Source organism: uncultured Faecalibaculum sp. (genome assembly GCF_910588395.1).
Taxonomy (GTDB): Bacteria; Bacillota_I; Bacilli_A; order Erysipelotrichales; family Erysipelotrichaceae; genus Faecalibaculum.
Genome location: NZ_CAJUPA010000024.1, coordinates 25375 through 39778, shown reverse-complemented (window position 1 = coordinate 39778; position 14404 = coordinate 25375). Strand labels below are relative to the sequence as shown.

Sequence of the window (14404 nt, the reverse complement as noted above, 5' to 3'; positions counted from 1 at the left end):
TTGATTCAGAAACTTTAGAGGTGCTCAGCGACCTCAACAATATTCGGATATTCTAAAAAAACAGCGTCTCAGGACTGATCAGACTGAGACGCCGAAGACGGCAGGCTGTGTTTTCTGCGGATGCGGGCCCTGCCTCCGGCGGATGCGGACCGGACTTTTTTCCGCCACCAGGCACTGAGTTCCTGGAAGGTGCTCAGTTTGTCCGCAGCGGTCACCAGCCACCCTTCCCGGTGCCTGGGGGGAGGCGTCAGGGGAAACATGTGGCCAAGAATCGCATCCTTCTCCCGGTCATGAAGCCCGTAATGGGCATGGGCCGTTTCCATGGCCACCCGGGGGTGCCGGAATCCATGGGGCCTGGGATGACGGTGGTTCCGGTCATGCCAGTCATACAGAAAATAATCGTGCAGCAGCGCGCTGCGGATCAGCCGGTCTCTGTCGGCTTTCACGCCCAGACGGCGGTTGAGCCACAGGGCAATGCGGGCCACATGATGCACATGGGTATACACCGTGGTGTGACCGTGCTGAATGTACTCTCTGGTCTGTCCGAGCTGTCCCCGGCTGCACAGCTGACGGGACACTTCCACGATCCGCTGCTGATCCTGTTCTGGAATCCGGAACATAAAGAAAAGGCCCCGGGCCTTTTTACAGTCCCTGGCCGGACTGATTCTGTTCCCGGTAAGCCTGTGCCCATTCCGGTTCGAATCCGGCGGTATTGTTGTCCGGGTTCAGGGCCGGTGCGTGTTCCAGTGTCTCAAAAATCAGGAAAAGCATATAGTCCGCAAAGGAAAGTCCCAGGCTCTGGGCCTTCTGCTGCAGGAATTCGATGTGAAACTGTTCTTCTGTTTTCATGGCAGATTCACCTCCTCTACAAGGAGGATACCATTCTTCATTCATCCGAACCGTCTGTTTGCCCCGCTGCCGCGGCCTGCAGCAGGCCGGCGGGCTGTCCGTCCCGGTCAAACACCAGCTGCATCTCATGCCAGGTTTTGCCGCCGTGGACTGATTCGGACACACCCATGTCCTGAAAGCCGAAACGGGAATAATAATGAACGAGATGGTCCTTGCAGGTGAGCACCACGCCTTTCTGCCCGCGTTTCCGGGCCAGGGCGATGAAGCTGCGCAGCAGCGTGCCTGCCAGGCCGTGCTGCCGGGCATTGGGATGCACGCCCAGTCCGAAGACCATCAGCCAGGGGCCGCAGGGATCGTGCAGCGAGCAGTCATGATACATGTCGTCGGTGAGGGTGCCGGAGTCCGAACTGCAGCCGTTGATGTAGCCCCGGATGACCCCGTCGCTTTCCGCGACCAGGAAATTATCCGGAAAGGCTTCATAGCGGGCACGCATCACCTGGGAAGAAGCGGCTTCCTCTTCCGGAAAACACACATGTTCCAGCGCTGCCAGTGTCTTGATTTCCGCTTCCCGCGGTTTTCTGATGACTAACATATGGTTCCTGCTCGCATATCCTTTCGGTGCATGACGCTGCATCAGGTGTCATTCTTCCTGCAGCATGCACTGCGGTCTGGAAGCAGCCGCCGGCTTTCAGGCACGGCCTGTCCATGCTGTTTCCTTTGCAGACGTCTTTGAAATGCGAGCTTTCCTTTCTTTTCCGTGTTCCGGGAGGTCCTCCTCCCCAAAGGCCGCAAGCCGGCCTGCGGTCTGCAAAAAGTCTGATGATCGGGCATACCGGAATTCTCTTCCGGATTCCTCCTGCATCCGCTGTCCCTTTCCGGAACACCGCCGGCACTCTGCACCGGGGAGGGCAGGAGACATTTCTGCTTCTGTCCCACAGATTATAAAGGAAGTCCTCCTCAGCCGCAAACCGGCTCCCTGCTCTCCACAAACCACCGGTCGTGTTCCCAGTACAGAAACCGGAGCCGGCCCCGGATGCGGCAGGTATAGCACAGGCCGCAGCCGCCTTCCGGGCTGAACCGCTGATGAACCGACAGTATGCGGTCAATGGGATACTTTCCCTGCTCCATGCAGATTTCCAGAGGCCGCAGCCGGCCGTCCGCCGCAATGTATGTCACCACATCCACATAGGTCTTCATTCTGCGTCTTCCCTCCTTTCTTCCCGTTCACCCTTCCCTGCCGGGGCTCCTTTCACCCGCGGGAAGGCCCCCGCAGAAACCCCACGGGGTGCACCTGATGCAGCCGGCCCAGGGGATCAAAGTCCGTGAGTTCCGGATCGGTTTCCAGGGAAGCCATCCGGCACTTGTCACTGCCGTAGCGGCTCCGGATTTCGCTGACGGCTTTCTCCAGGCTGCGCTGGCGCTGCCGGCTGTCCGGATCAGAAAAGAGACCGGGCTGATCGAATCCGCAGTCCGCCACCAGATCCGTGACCTGCACACCGACACTGCGAAGCGAAATGTGCTGCAGCTGCTGCCGGGCAATCAGCGCCTGCACCGCGCTGTACAGATCTGCCGCCAGATCCGTGGGCTGGGGCAGCCGCAGCTGTCTGGAGCCCTTCCAGCGCAGATCGGTTCCCCGCAGGGCCAGGGACACGACGCGCCCCCGGAGTCTGCCGGCCCGCAGCCGGGCAGCCGTGGACTCGCACAGGATGCGGCAGACCTGATGCAGCTGTTCCAGGGTCGTGACATCGTGAACCAGTGTTTTGGAGTTGCCTACGGATTTCGGCATCTCTTCATATCCGCTACGCAGAACAGGGGAAGCATCAAATCCCCGGGCACAGCGCCAGAGCATGGTGCCGTTTTTTCCCAGCCGGCGGGCAACGGCCACACCGTCTGTCAGAGCCAGATCCCCAATGGTGAACAGACCCATGGCATTGAGTTTGATCTGGGTGTGGCGGCCGATCATGATCAGTTTCTCCAGTGGAAGCGGCCAGACCAGCCTGCGGTAGTTTTCCGGGGTGATGACGGTGAATCCCATGTTCTTGTCCAGATCGGACCCCAGCTTCGCAAAGACTTTGTTCCAGGAAATTCCCATGGAAACCCGGATGCCGAAGCGCTGATAGACCTCCTTCTGAATGCGGTTTGCCAGGGCCACCGGATCGCCGTTCAGCCGGCGGGTTCCCGTGAGATCGAACCAGGCTTCGTCCAGTCCGAAGGATTCCACCCGGTCCGTGTAGCGGCGGTAGACCGCCTTGATCTGTTCGGTGCAGTCCATGTAGACCTCATAGTCCGGGCGGACAATGAGAAGATCCGGACATTTCCGGCGGGCTTCATTCAGTGATTCTCCTGTCACGACTCCTGCAGCCTTTGCCAGGTCATTCTTGGCCAGAATGATCCCGTGGCGCTTCTCGGCGCTTCCGCCGACGGCCATGGGCACCCGGCGAAGCGCCGGATGCCGCATTTCTTCCAGCTGGGCATAGCAGTGATTGATGTCGCTGTGAACAATAACGCGATTCATAAACCCATCATAAACCCATCGTTGACTATGCGCAATAATAGCGCAACAATTTTGTGTGTCCTCTTTCCTGTGTTATACTTGAATCATGAAGATACAAGAGATACTTGCCGAGTTCAAGCGGCAGAACAATGCCACGAATCTGTACATCGCCCAGAAAATCGGCGTGACGCCTTCCACGGTTTCCCGGTGGTGCCGGGGCCAGATCAAGCACGTTGCCCCCTCGACGATGGAGCGCCTGTCCGAGCTGCTGGGCACAGATGTCCAGGCGCTGACCCAGGCCATTGAATTTCAGCTGGAAAAACCGGTGCTGGGCACCGTGAAAGCCGGCTACGGACTGCTGGCGGAGGAAAACCTGGACGGCTACATGTCGGTGTCCCAGGAAGACTTTGACCGGGGCGACTACTTTCTGCGGGTGACGGGAGATTCCATGGAAGGGGCGCACATTCTGGACGGAGACCTGCTGTATGTAAAAGCCTGCAACGACGTTCCCTCCGGCTCCATTGCCATTGTGCTCATCGGCAATGAAGAGGCCACGGTCAAGAAACTGATCAAGAAAAAAGGCTACTGGATCCTCCAGGCAGCCAATCCCCAGGTGGAGCCCATGGTATTCACGGAACAGGAAATCGGAGAACTTCCGGTGCAGATCATCGGCCGGGCACTGTACGCAAGGACAGATTTGTAACAGAACACTCTGTGATTTTTTTAACGATCCCCTCATCCCCTTTAGGTAAGGGAGCTGCCGGACCATGCTCTTTTCGGTGAGGATTTCAAGATTGAATGCGCAGGATTTTTCGGCCATAATGACGTAGCAGTGCAGATAGTTGAACCTTCAACTATCTGCACAACACACAGCAGACCAGGAGGAATTTCAGATCATGAACGTCATCAAGCGAAGCGGAGAAGAAGTCCAGTTCGATATATCCAAGATTGAAAACGCAATCCGGAAAGCCAATGCGGCCACATCCCGTGATCAGATGGGGGAAGAGGAAATCACGGCCATTTCCCGGGCAGTGGAAGCTGCCTGCGCCACACTGAAACGTGCCAGCAGCGTGGAAGAGATCCAGGACATGGTGGAAAAGGAAATCATGTCCCACGGGTATTTTTCTGTTGCGAAAAACTATATCACCTACCGCTATGAACGCGCGCTGGTGCGCAAGGCCAACTCCACCGACCAGCAGATCATGAGTCTGCTGGAGCGCAACAACGAAGAAGTGAAGCAGGAGAATTCCAACAAGAACCCGCTGGTCAACAGCGTGCAGCGGGACTATATGGCAGGCGAAGTGTCCAAGGACATTACGAAACGCTTTCTTCTGCCTCAGGATGTGATCGAAGCCCATGAACAGGGAATCATCCATTTCCACGATTCCGACTATTTTGCCCAGCACATGCACAACTGCTGTCTGGTGGATCTGGAAGACATGCTCCAGAATGGCACTGTCATTTCCGAAACCATGATTGAAAAACCCCACAGCTTTTCCACTGCCTGCAACGTGGCCACACAGATCATTGCGCAGGTGGCCAGCTCCCAGTACGGCGGACAGTCCATCACACTGTCCCACCTGGCACCCTTTGTGCAGGTGAGCCGTGACAAGGCCCGCCGGGAAGTCCGGGAAGAGCTGGAGTCCTCCGGAATGCCCTTCACGGAGGACCAGGTCAATGCCATGGCGGAAATGCGGGTTCGCCGGGAGATCGAGAAAGGCGTTCAGACCATCCAGTATCAGGTCATCACACTGATGACCACCAACGGACAGGCCCCCTTTGTGACCGTGTTCATGTATCTGAATGAAGTGGAAGATCCTGCCACGCGGCACGATCTGGCGCTGATCATCGAAGAGATGCTGCGGCAGCGGATCCAGGGCGTGAAAAACGAAAAGGGTGTCTACATCACGCCGGCTTTCCCCAAGCTGATTTATGTGCTGCAGGCTGACAACATCACCCCGGGTTCCGAGTACTACTATCTGACAGAGCTGGCAGCCAGATGCACCGCGCACCGGATGGTGCCGGACTACATCTCCGAAAAAAGCATGCTGAGTCTGAAAATCGACAAAAACGGAGAAGGCCACTGCTATCCCTGCATGGGCTGCCGTTCCTTCCTGACTCCCTATGTCACACCGGCAGGCAAGCCCAAGTATTACGGCCGCTTCAACCAGGGTGTGGTCACCATCAACCTGGTGGATGCCGCCTGCTCCTCCGGTCAGGACATGGACGCCTTCTGGAAAATCCTGGATGAGCGTCTGGAGCTCTGCTACAAAGCCCTGATGTGCCGGCACAACCGGCTGAAGGGCACCCCCAGCGATGTGGCGCCGATCCTGTGGCAGGATGGCGCACTGGCCCGGCTCAAAAAGGGCGAGACCATCGACAAGCTTCTTTACGGCGGCTACTCCACGATTTCCCTGGGCTACGCCGGTCTGTGCGAATGTGTCCGCTACATGACAGGCAAAGACCACACACAGCCCGGGGGAACGGAGTTCGGTCTGGAAGTGATGCAGCACCTGAACGATGCCTGCGCCAAATGGCGGCAGGCCACCAATATTGATTTCTCTCTCTATGGCACGCCGATGGAGTCCACCACCTACAAGTTTGCCAAAAAGCTGCAGGAGCGGTTCGGCATGATCCCGGGGGTTACGGATGCCAGTTATATCACCAACAGCTATCACGTGCATGTGAAGGAAGAGATCAATGCCTTCGACAAGCTCACCTTTGAATCTCAGTTCCAGCGGCTTTCTCCGGGAGGTGCCATTTCCTACGTGGAAGTCCCGAACATGGAGAACAACATTCCGGCGGTCATGGCTCTGCTGCGGCACATCTATGATTCCATCATGTATGCGGAACTGAACACCAAGAGCGACTATTGTCAGGAATGCGGCTATACCGGCGAGATCCAGATCGTGGAGGACGAAAACCACAAGCTGATCTGGGAATGTCCCAACTGCCATAACCACAACCAGGAAACCATGAACGTGGCCCGGCGTACCTGCGGGTATATCGGAACGCAGTTCTGGAACCAGGGACGCACCCAGGAAATCAAGGACCGGGTCCTGCATCTGTAGGCCCAGACCATATACATCAGAAAACACGCACCGGACAGTCAATCTGTCCGGTGCGTTTTCGCATACAGTTTTTCTGGCCAGGTTCCAGCGATAATCCAAAGCCCTTTATATCCGACCGGGTATAAAGAAGCACTGTCCGCCTGCATTTTTCCCGTTTTATATCCGTTCTGGTATAAAATGGGGCAAAATCTCCGATATTTCCCGTAAATATACCCGTTATGTTATAATACGGGCATGCAATACGACAATCCAATTGGCAAATGGATCAAAAAAGAACGCCGGGCTGCCGGTCTTACACAGGAGCAGTTTGCCCTGTATTCCGGGCTGGGTCTGCGATTTGTACGGGATCTGGAGCAGGGAAAGCCAACAGTGAGACTGGACAAGGTCAACCAGGCACTGGCCATGTTCAACAAACAGGCTGTTCCAGGAGATCTGGAGGATAAAAATCATGGCAGAAATACTCAGGAGTGGTGATGTATATATCCAGAACAGAAAAGGACTCCTGTATCCATCAGCAGTAATAACATTTTATTTTCTCGTCATATCATCATTAAAACGGTAAAATCGGCAGAAGTAAACTTCTTGCCCGCCTGTAACAACAAAGAATCAAGCGCATATCATCAATTGCCTTATTCACGGAAAATATGGTATAAATAACACAACGAAGGGGGACTAGGTCCCTGAACTGGCGAATCTGTTGAAGGTTCGCCTTTTATTTTTCAAGAATTCGAAGGATTCCTTTTAGTTTCATAAACTTCAGTCTATTGAAATTCGTGATTTGTATCCCATACAGAGTCTCAGTTTGGCGGTTTATATTGATAAGCTGCGCTGCATCAGCAATACATCTGGCACCTTGTCCCGTCCAGTGACTATCAAGATTCTTCAACAGGGATATGGCCTGTACATCCTGATCATCTTCCATCTTTTTCTGTACCTGGCCGAGCAGCAAAGGAAAGATGGGAACATAGTGATTGACTGCATTTCTCATTTTTCTGATTCTCTCCATACGTCCCATAAATCTGAAAATATCTCTGGTACTCAGAGGCTGAGATTTTTCCGCCTCCTTGAGAAATTGAATTATGCGCTCTTGTACGCTTTTTTCCTGCATGGAAAACAACAGCTGCAGATCCCCGAAATCCAGTACCGATGCAATCAGCCAGAACGGAGCAATCCCCTGAGATTTTACAGCATTCTGTATCAGACGGTTCGTTTTATATCCAGTCTGATTACCTGTTCCTATCTGGAGCAGCTTATTGAGAAGGTTTTTCTTATTATGAATTCGGTTTTCATCATCCGGATTGTACCCATTTCTGGTGAGAACATATTTTAAATTTGGGGCAATCACGCTGCCTTCCGATTCACCTCCATCCAGTATAGTTGCAATGTCAGTCACATAAGCAATTCCAAACTTATCCGTATATTTTGAGTTCAGAAAATTCGTGCAAACTTCGTGTACAATTGCATTCCTGAATCTCTTTTCAAAACTGCGAATCAGCGGAAACAGCCTGTCGCAGATATAGTCGTCTATTTTGCTTAATTCCAAAATGCTGGAAAAGCCTATTTGGTTCTTATAGATATGATTTCCATTTTTATCTCTCCCTGAACAAATCAGTTCCTTATAAGGATTGATCAATTCTATATAGTTACGCTCAGTGAAGTACGGCTCATCGTCATGGGTTACAGATATTTTTTTATACTTCCGAAGATAATCAATTTGTTCGTTAACAAGTCTGAATTTTTAATACACGCATTCCATAACCACAGCCTATCAAAGGCCTGTGGCAGGCTTCAATCTTGACTTTTACATGGATTGCGTTCCTGCATTATTCTCAAGGGTTTGACAGAAGCATCAGTATTCTGTTCATCGTGACAGATTCAGCAATGATCCCCCTCCGCAGAAAGGACATGACCATGCCTCTTGAAATCATCCATGGCGACATCACCCAGATTCCCGCGGATGCCATCGTCAACGCTGCCAATCCTCAGCTGCAGATGGGCGGCGGGGTCTGTGGCGCCATATTCCGGGCAGCCGGGCCGAAAGCACTCCAGGCAGCCTGTGACAAACTGGCTCCCATCCAGACAGGACAGGCTGTAATCACCCCGGCCTTTGCCCTCCCCGCCACATACGTCATCCACACCCCGGGACCGGTCTACAGCCGGCAGTCCCCGCAGGAAAGCGAAAATCTGCTGGTTTCCTGCTACCGCTCCTGCCTGACGCTGGCAGCAGAATACGGATGCAGATCCATTGCCTTTCCGCTGATATCCAGCGGCATCTACGGCTATCCGTACCAGCAAGCACTGGATACCGCCATACAGACCATCCAGGCATTTCTGAAGCATCATGACATGGACGTCAGGCTGGTTCTCTTTGACTGAGCCTCTCATCCGGGATCCAGCTGCTTTCCCTGCTTTACAGACTGACCAATCGGACAAAGCGGAAAAACAGGCATTGTCCCCGGACGGATTTTCGAATCCATCCCCGGGGCAATGCCTGTTTTCATCAGGCGGACAATCCCTCTGTTCCATCCTCCAGTCCCATCGCCTGCAGCACCGGGAGGATAAAGCGTCTGTCGGAAATATCATAGGATGACCCAATCATCCGGATCATTTCCTCTTCCTGCGGGGTCTTGTCCTTTTTCGCCCGCAGGGCCCTCAAAAACAGTTTCATGGCCAGCCGGGATGCAGGAGACATGGCTTCATAGTTGAACCCGCCCGGGCAGTAAAACACCTGAACGCTGCCCGCAGACAGCTGCTCTGCTGTGTCTGCCAGAAACGTCTGAATATCCGGATGATCCACCGGACTGCCCCCGACGCAAAAAGCCGCCAGCCGCTTGCCTTTCCACGCCGGAAGCTGCTTCATGAACCAGCTGACTCTGCTGATACGCCCCGCACAGGCCCAGCCCCCGAACACAATCGTGTCATAGCCGGACAAATCCCTGTGCTTCGCTTCTGACAGCGACAGGCAGTCTGCCCCGGATGCCTCCGCGATCCAGTGCGCATAACGCCGGGTGAATCCTGTCTGAGAATGATAAATCACGATCCCTTTCATACTTCTGTTCCTTTCCATTGTCAGCCAATAGCTGTTTTGCTGGCCGGAGCCTGTTTGCCGGAATCTGCCTGCACCCCCAGACAATCAATTCCTTCAAACATACGGGACAGCAGGTCATACAGCTTCGCCAGTTCTTCAGGGGTATACACCGAAAACAGGCTCCCAAGCTGCTCCTGATACATCCGGAAATCCTCCGAAAAGAAACGGTCAGCCTTCCCGGTGGTCTCCAGAAGCACAGCCCGGGGATCGTCGGGATTTCGCATCACCGTCACAAATCCCCTGCTCTGCAGCCCCTGCGCCAGCTTTTTCACATTCTGCCTGGAACACCCCAGCAGATCCCCCAGCTGCGTCAGCGTCTGGGGCGCATCCGCCTGATGGAGCAGTGACAGCAGCATGAACTGTTTCAGTGTCACATCCGGAATCCGGCTGTCAAACAGTGTCTGCAGTTTGTTGGTGAGAATGAACAGCATGCTGAAGATGGCCCGGCCCTGCCGGGCAGGCGTATCGGAAAACCGCCGGATCAGTTCTTCCTGTGTCATGTACCCTCCTTTCCCTGTGTCTGCACCAGCCGCATCCTGGTGTCTGCATCACCACAATTACGTAACTGGTTACGTTTACGCTTCCATCTTATCACCTGCTGCTTCATTTCTCAATCCGTCACAAACCCCTGACAGCCCTGCCCAGCCCGACAGGGCGCATCGGCATCCCGCCTCCCCCGCAGACACAGACAGACGCAGAAAAGCCCCGGCTTTCCTGACGCAGTCATCAGGAAGACCGGGGCATGAAGGTTTCACTGGAGAGCCGGGCGTTCCGGGGATGATACCAGGTCTGGACGTACAGAATCAGCTCCCCCTGCCGGCTGCGGATTTCCTCACGGCGGCAGATCACCGGCGTTCCCTGCCGCAGTTCCAGAAGCCGGAGGTATTTGGCGGGAATCAGCGCCGGGAGAAGCTCCCAGGACACATTTCCTGTCTGGCGGCAGAGATCCAGCTGAAAGAACGACTCCAGTTCATTCAGTCCCTTGTCCAGGGCAGCTTCCGGCATGGTGTAGATTTCCTCGACCCGAAGCGGCTGCTGGCCATCCAGGATCAGCCGCACCATCCGGAACAGGCGCTGGTGGTCGTCCAGCCGGAAGGCTTTCCGGACATGGGGAACGTTCGCCGGTTCGTAGGCGGAATCCAGAAACAGCACCCGCTGACGTTCGCTGACCGGCTTGTCCAGGCTTGCAGAAGCGCGTGGGGCAGCAGCGGCGACAAAGGTCCCGCGGTTGCCATCCCGGTACAGCACCTGCTGGCGGCAGAGTTCTTCGATGGCTTTGCGCACGGTCATCCGGCTGATGTCCAGACGCTGGGAAATCTCCCGTTCGCTGGGAATCGGGGAATGCGGGGGCTTGTCTGCGATTTCCTGCCGCAGAAAGTCCATGACCTGAATGTATTTGGGCTGGGGCAATCGCTTACCCCGCCGTTACTGGATCACCACAAAGGGACGCCAGGGTTCCAGGGCATTGAGCAGTTCGTGTTCGCCTTCCGGGATGTGACCGATGACGTTCTTGCGGGGATCGGCCGGCATGTCCTTGAGAACTATGTGCAGTTCCCCTTTGTAGCGCCCGTAACCGTCGTTAAGAATCACAATGTCTCCCCGTTTCATGTCCCGGCAGGTTTCCGGCTTGATGGATTCACCGGCATAGGTGACCCGGGGGAATGTGCTCCGGGCGCTGTATTCGCTCATGTCGCCCCGGACATAATGCTGGTGTTCGAAGAGCACCTTCCGCTCGCCTTCCTGCAGCTCGCGCTCCAGAACCGGCTTGATGTTCAGAACCCCGGGCTGCAGCTTGCAGAGTTCATCGAATTCCTCCGGTGTGGCGTAGCAGTTGGCGATCAGGATGTCATCCACGTTTCCTTCCGCGATCAGCAGTCTGGCCTGGGCATCCAGAGGCAGATCCCGGTGGTCTTCCAGCGTGCACAGTCCTTCATTCACCGGCCAGGGCCCGAAGGTGCCAGGGCGCGAGGACCCGATGAAAGCCGCGATGGGCAGGTTGTTTTTCTTGATGTCCTCATTGCATTTGCGGAAATGCTTCAGGGAGAGCCCGGAATAGCGCTGGGGGTAGAAGTTGTGGCAGGTGGTCAGATGCGAGCGGTCCGGGTGGTGGGAACAGATGTTGTCGATGTAGCCATTGCCGAAACTGGCATTGACTTCGATTTTCAGCCCCTCCGGGTTGCAGGTCATCAGCGCTTCCTTCATGCCGTCAAACCCTTCATCCAGCCGGATGCCGTCCGCGCCCATTTCCTTGAAGAAAGACAGGTCGTTCCATTCCACGCCGATGTGCTTCAGCACCGCCGGCGCCACATCATAGATGACTTCCATGCCCCGTTTGTGGGCGTAGTCATTGAGTTCCCGGAACTCCTGTTTGATTTCCTCCCCTGTTTTGTCTGTCACAGAAAGCAGACAGGAAAAGATCCGCTTGAAGCCGTGATCCGCTGCCAGATCGATGTACTTCCGGATGTTCTCCATGGAATCGTGTTCGGGATAAACCGAAATGCCTAATCTTGCCATTGATATTCCTCCAATTGTTTTTCAAACAGATCCAGCCTCATCTTCAGCTGCTTTTTCGCGCTCATGCCAAACAGCACCCCGGCAAGTTTCTGGTTCCATTTCGAAAGCCCGCTTTCGTTGCGGCCTGTCTCTTCATAGACGAGCTCCAGTTCACCCGGCGCCGTCTGATGCCACTGCCAGTCCATGGTGAGTTTTTCCCGGGGTGTGTCAAAGAGCACAGTATACCGCCCGGGTTCCAGCGCCTGGATCCGGACCTCCGTTTTCTGCGCCCTGCCGTTCATCCCGGCGAGACTCTTGTGATAGACCAGACCCGCTGCAGCCGGTCTGCCGGCGTCCTGATCCGCCAGATTCCGGATAAATGCGTTCATTTTCTCCATGGAACAGGAGATCGTTCTCACGGTTTTCATCGGCTGTCTTTTCCCGTTCCGTTTTTCTTCCGGTCCCGGCGCAAAAGTATCCCGCCCCACAGGACAAGCAGGATCCCGCTGCAGATCAGCCAGACGGGCTGAGTCATCATGCAGGAGAGAAGAATGAACAGGCATCCTGCGGATACAAGAAACAGTCCATTGCGGCTGGTGTTGCTGGTCATCGCGGCTTCCTTTCTGTTTGTGCTTCCACTTGATTATAGAACATGTTGCGGGCTGTCTGAATCATTTCCCGGCAGCAGCTCGCCACCGGATCATGCGCAGCTGACAGTGTCCGAAGAAGACCCTGCCGATGGGCCTGCCGGCCTGGCCCGGGCATCCTGGTGCCCGGGGACAAAGACCAGTCATTCCCGAAAAAGGGAGATGGATCCGCTCCATCTCCCCTGAATGGCGGACTTGATTGTTTCTCCGTCTTTTCAGCCGGAGGCTGTCAGTCCAGATCGAAGTCCGAAAGATCGGCGTCTTCCAGCTCGTCTTTTTCCACATCCTGACCATAGCGGTTGGCAATGATGACAAACACAGACCAGATCGCCACGGCGATGATCAGGTTGACCAGTGCCAGCAGCGCCGCGGCCAGGCTTCCGCCGGTGGCCAGGAAGGCAAAGAGCACAGGGGGAACCACCCAGGGAACCACCACATGGGCATAGGGTACCCAGCCCGCGGCTGTCACCAGATACGCAATGATGGTCAGCACCGCAGGGACCAGCAGCCAGGGGATGAAGTAGATCGGGTTCAGCACGATGGGCATGCCGAATACCACCGGTTCATTGATGTTGAAGACAGCCATGGGTGCGGACATCTTGCACACGGCCCGGGAATCCGCGCGTTTGGAGAAGATCAGCACGGCGATCACCAGCGCCAGGGAGCAGCCTGCACCGCCCATCCAGACATAGGAATCAAAGGAGGCACGGGTCCAGATGTATTCCATGGGTTTGCCTGCCTGGAACAGAGAATCGTTCATGGTCAGAGCCGTCAGATAGGTCCCGTCGATGACAGCCCCCAGCACATTGGTGCCGTGCAGGCCGAAGAACCAGAGCAGCTGAACCGCGATGACAATGATCAGAACGGCCCCCAGTCCCTGGGACAGACCAAGGAACGGCATCTGCACGTATTTCAGGATCACGTCGCCAATGGCCAGACCGCCGGTCAGTTCGGACACGATCCAGGCTGCAGCCCCGCAGAGATAGATTGCAATGACACCGGGGATGATGGAAGCGAAGGCTTTCGCCACGGCAGGGGGAACGGAGTCCGGCATTTTGATGGTCAGCTTCCGGTTCATGAGCTTCGCATAAATAACGGAAGAAATCAGGCCCACCAGCAGCGCGGTGAACAGCCCCTTGGCATCCAGATAGCTGTAGTTCAGGAATCCCCAGCCAACAGCGTCGGCGCCATCGGGACCGGCTTCGGCAATGGTTGCCACCTGCGGGGTGACGGCGATGAAGGAGGCCAGGGAAATCAGACCGCCTGCCAGTGCGTCGGTTTTGTACATTTTCGAGATCTGATAGCCCAGGGCGAAGACAAAGGCCAGCGAGAGCATGGCCAGGGTGGCCCACCAGACGTTTCCATTGATGGTGATCAGCCACTGCATGTGGTCGGCGATGTGCAGATCCGGGAGGTAGCTTGTGGGCAGATCCCGGACGAAGACATTCAGCAGTGTGGCGATGGCGCCGGTCATGGTGATGGGCATGATGGCGATGAAGGCATCACGAATGGCTACCAGGAATTTGTTGGAGCCGATTTTCGCAGCCACAGGGACGAAATGTTCTTCCATCCAGCTGGTAAATTTGTCAAGCATGTGGTTCTCCTTTGTATGGGAATGCGGGGATGTCCGGCGGCGCCGGACTGACAAGCTGAAGCTCAGCTCGTTCCGGAAGGAAGAAACCGGATCCTTCCCTGCTGCAGGTCTCACGGGAATGTGCCAGTCTCTGCAGGTGTGTTCAGAGTCCGGCTGGGACCGGGGCAG

Annotated in this window: 17 protein-coding genes; 4 read left to right on the top strand and 13 right to left on the bottom strand. The window is 55.4% G+C overall.

Annotation, left to right across the window (positions count from 1 at the left end):
• Nucleotides 1-68 precede the first annotated feature (68 nt).
• The 5 genes from QZ305_RS07800 to QZ305_RS07780 form a co-directional block, all read right to left on the bottom strand.
• The gene (locus QZ305_RS07800; RefSeq protein WP_294731165.1) at nt 69-620 is read right to left on the bottom strand and encodes an HD domain-containing protein; all 552 of its coding nucleotides are present in this window, start codon (nt 618-620) and stop codon (nt 69-71) included.
• Nucleotides 621-642: 22 nt separating this feature from the next.
• Entirely contained in the window at nt 643-849 is a 207-nt protein-coding gene (locus QZ305_RS07795; RefSeq protein ID WP_294731164.1) for a hypothetical protein, read from the bottom strand.
• A gap of 37 nt (nt 850-886) precedes the next feature.
• Nucleotides 887-1441 carry a GNAT family N-acetyltransferase gene (locus QZ305_RS07790; RefSeq protein ID WP_294731163.1) on the bottom strand — a complete coding sequence of 185 codons (555 nt, stop codon included), beginning with the start codon at nt 1439-1441 and terminating at the stop codon, nt 887-889.
• A 365-nt stretch (nt 1442-1806) separates the two neighbouring features.
• The gene (locus QZ305_RS07785) at nt 1807-2046 is read right to left on the bottom strand and encodes a hypothetical protein (RefSeq protein WP_294731162.1); all 240 of its coding nucleotides are present in this window, start codon (nt 2044-2046) and stop codon (nt 1807-1809) included.
• A 52-nt stretch (nt 2047-2098) separates the two neighbouring features.
• Nucleotides 2099-3364 carry a DNA polymerase IV gene (locus QZ305_RS07780; protein ID WP_294731161.1) on the bottom strand — a complete coding sequence of 422 codons (1266 nt, stop codon included), beginning with the start codon at nt 3362-3364 and terminating at the stop codon, nt 2099-2101.
• 85 nt (nt 3365-3449) lie between these two features.
• Between QZ305_RS07780 and QZ305_RS07775 the strand changes: the two genes are divergently transcribed.
• The 3 genes from QZ305_RS07775 to QZ305_RS07765 all read left to right on the top strand — a co-directional run bounded on the left by QZ305_RS07775 (nt 3450) and on the right by QZ305_RS07765 (nt 6888).
• Complete coding sequence (locus QZ305_RS07775) at nt 3450-4046, top strand: LexA family transcriptional regulator (protein ID WP_294731160.1); 597 nt, start codon at nt 3450-3452, stop codon at nt 4044-4046.
• Nucleotides 4047-4239: 193 nt separating this feature from the next.
• A complete protein-coding gene (nrdD, locus tag QZ305_RS07770) occupies nt 4240-6414 on the top strand; it encodes an anaerobic ribonucleoside-triphosphate reductase (protein WP_294731159.1) in 2175 nt (724 codons plus the stop codon).
• Between the two features lie 234 nt (nt 6415-6648).
• The gene (locus QZ305_RS07765) at nt 6649-6888 is read left to right on the top strand and encodes a helix-turn-helix transcriptional regulator (protein WP_294731158.1); all 240 of its coding nucleotides are present in this window, start codon (nt 6649-6651) and stop codon (nt 6886-6888) included.
• 238 nt (nt 6889-7126) lie between these two features.
• Here the strand turns inward: QZ305_RS07765 and QZ305_RS07760 are convergent, their stop codons facing one another.
• The gene (locus QZ305_RS07760; RefSeq protein ID WP_294731166.1) at nt 7127-8101 is read right to left on the bottom strand and encodes an Abi family protein; all 975 of its coding nucleotides are present in this window, start codon (nt 8099-8101) and stop codon (nt 7127-7129) included.
• A gap of 179 nt (nt 8102-8280) precedes the next feature.
• Here QZ305_RS07760 and QZ305_RS07755 point away from each other — a divergent pair, with 179 nt between their 5' ends.
• Complete coding sequence (locus tag QZ305_RS07755) at nt 8281-8790, top strand: macro domain-containing protein (RefSeq protein ID WP_294731157.1); 510 nt, start codon at nt 8281-8283, stop codon at nt 8788-8790.
• 124 nt (nt 8791-8914) lie between these two features.
• Here the strand turns inward: QZ305_RS07755 and QZ305_RS07750 are convergent, their stop codons facing one another.
• The 7 genes from QZ305_RS07750 to QZ305_RS07720 form a co-directional block, all read right to left on the bottom strand.
• On the bottom strand, nt 8915-9463 hold the full coding sequence (locus tag QZ305_RS07750; protein ID WP_294731156.1) for a flavodoxin domain-containing protein: 549 nt from the start codon (nt 9461-9463) through the stop codon (nt 8915-8917).
• 20 nt (nt 9464-9483) lie between these two features.
• Nucleotides 9484-10002: a MarR family winged helix-turn-helix transcriptional regulator gene (locus QZ305_RS07745; protein WP_294731155.1), complete on the bottom strand. Its 519-nt coding sequence runs from the start codon at nt 10000-10002 to the stop codon at nt 9484-9486.
• Between the two features lie 226 nt (nt 10003-10228).
• A complete protein-coding gene (locus QZ305_RS07740) occupies nt 10229-10885 on the bottom strand; it encodes a GntR family transcriptional regulator (RefSeq protein WP_294731154.1) in 657 nt (218 codons plus the stop codon).
• 42 nt (nt 10886-10927) lie between these two features.
• Nucleotides 10928-12016, bottom strand: a complete 1089-nt coding sequence (locus QZ305_RS07735; protein ID WP_294731153.1) for a DUF871 domain-containing protein — start codon at nt 12014-12016, stop codon at nt 10928-10930.
• Nucleotides 12004-12423, bottom strand: a complete 420-nt coding sequence (locus QZ305_RS07730; protein ID WP_294731152.1) for a DUF3284 domain-containing protein — start codon at nt 12421-12423, stop codon at nt 12004-12006. The genes QZ305_RS07735 and QZ305_RS07730 overlap by 13 nt, the downstream gene beginning before the upstream one ends.
• Complete coding sequence (locus QZ305_RS07725; protein WP_294731151.1) at nt 12420-12605, bottom strand: hypothetical protein; 186 nt, start codon at nt 12603-12605, stop codon at nt 12420-12422. The genes QZ305_RS07730 and QZ305_RS07725 overlap by 4 nt, the downstream gene beginning before the upstream one ends.
• A gap of 266 nt (nt 12606-12871) precedes the next feature.
• Nucleotides 12872-14236 (bottom strand): PTS sugar transporter subunit IIC, encoded by a 1365-nt coding sequence (locus QZ305_RS07720; protein ID WP_294731150.1) that lies wholly within the window; start codon nt 14234-14236, stop codon nt 12872-12874.
• Nucleotides 14237-14404 lie beyond the last annotated feature (168 nt).

What these genes read in the sequence shown, in the direction of transcription:
- QZ305_RS07800 (WP_294731165.1), bottom strand. Translation starts at nt 620, where the DNA reads ATGTTCCGGATTCCAGAACAGGATCAGCAGCGGATCGTGGAAGTGTCC.
- QZ305_RS07795 (WP_294731164.1), bottom strand. Translation starts at nt 849, where the DNA reads ATGAAAACAGAAGAACAGTTTCACATCGAATTCCTGCAGCAGAAGGCC.
- QZ305_RS07790 (WP_294731163.1), bottom strand. Translation starts at nt 1,441, where the DNA reads ATGTTAGTCATCAGAAAACCGCGGGAAGCGGAAATCAAGACACTGGCA.
- QZ305_RS07785 (WP_294731162.1), bottom strand. Translation starts at nt 2,046, where the DNA reads ATGAAGACCTATGTGGATGTGGTGACATACATTGCGGCGGACGGCCGG.
- QZ305_RS07780 (WP_294731161.1), bottom strand. Translation starts at nt 3,364, where the DNA reads ATGAATCGCGTTATTGTTCACAGCGACATCAATCACTGCTATGCCCAG.
- QZ305_RS07775 (WP_294731160.1), top strand. Translation starts at nt 3,450, where the DNA reads ATGAAGATACAAGAGATACTTGCCGAGTTCAAGCGGCAGAACAATGCC.
- nrdD (WP_294731159.1), top strand. Translation starts at nt 4,240, where the DNA reads ATGAACGTCATCAAGCGAAGCGGAGAAGAAGTCCAGTTCGATATATCC.
- QZ305_RS07765 (WP_294731158.1), top strand. Translation starts at nt 6,649, where the DNA reads ATGCAATACGACAATCCAATTGGCAAATGGATCAAAAAAGAACGCCGG.
- QZ305_RS07750 (WP_294731156.1), bottom strand. Translation starts at nt 9,463, where the DNA reads ATGAAAGGGATCGTGATTTATCATTCTCAGACAGGATTCACCCGGCGT.
- QZ305_RS07745 (WP_294731155.1), bottom strand. Translation starts at nt 10,002, where the DNA reads ATGACACAGGAAGAACTGATCCGGCGGTTTTCCGATACGCCTGCCCGG.
- QZ305_RS07740 (WP_294731154.1), bottom strand. Translation starts at nt 10,885, where the DNA reads ATGGACTTTCTGCGGCAGGAAATCGCAGACAAGCCCCCGCATTCCCCG.
- QZ305_RS07735 (WP_294731153.1), bottom strand. Translation starts at nt 12,016, where the DNA reads ATGGCAAGATTAGGCATTTCGGTTTATCCCGAACACGATTCCATGGAG.
- QZ305_RS07730 (WP_294731152.1), bottom strand. Translation starts at nt 12,423, where the DNA reads ATGAAAACCGTGAGAACGATCTCCTGTTCCATGGAGAAAATGAACGCA.
- QZ305_RS07725 (WP_294731151.1), bottom strand. Translation starts at nt 12,605, where the DNA reads ATGACCAGCAACACCAGCCGCAATGGACTGTTTCTTGTATCCGCAGGA.
- QZ305_RS07720 (WP_294731150.1), bottom strand. Translation starts at nt 14,236, where the DNA reads ATGCTTGACAAATTTACCAGCTGGATGGAAGAACATTTCGTCCCTGTG.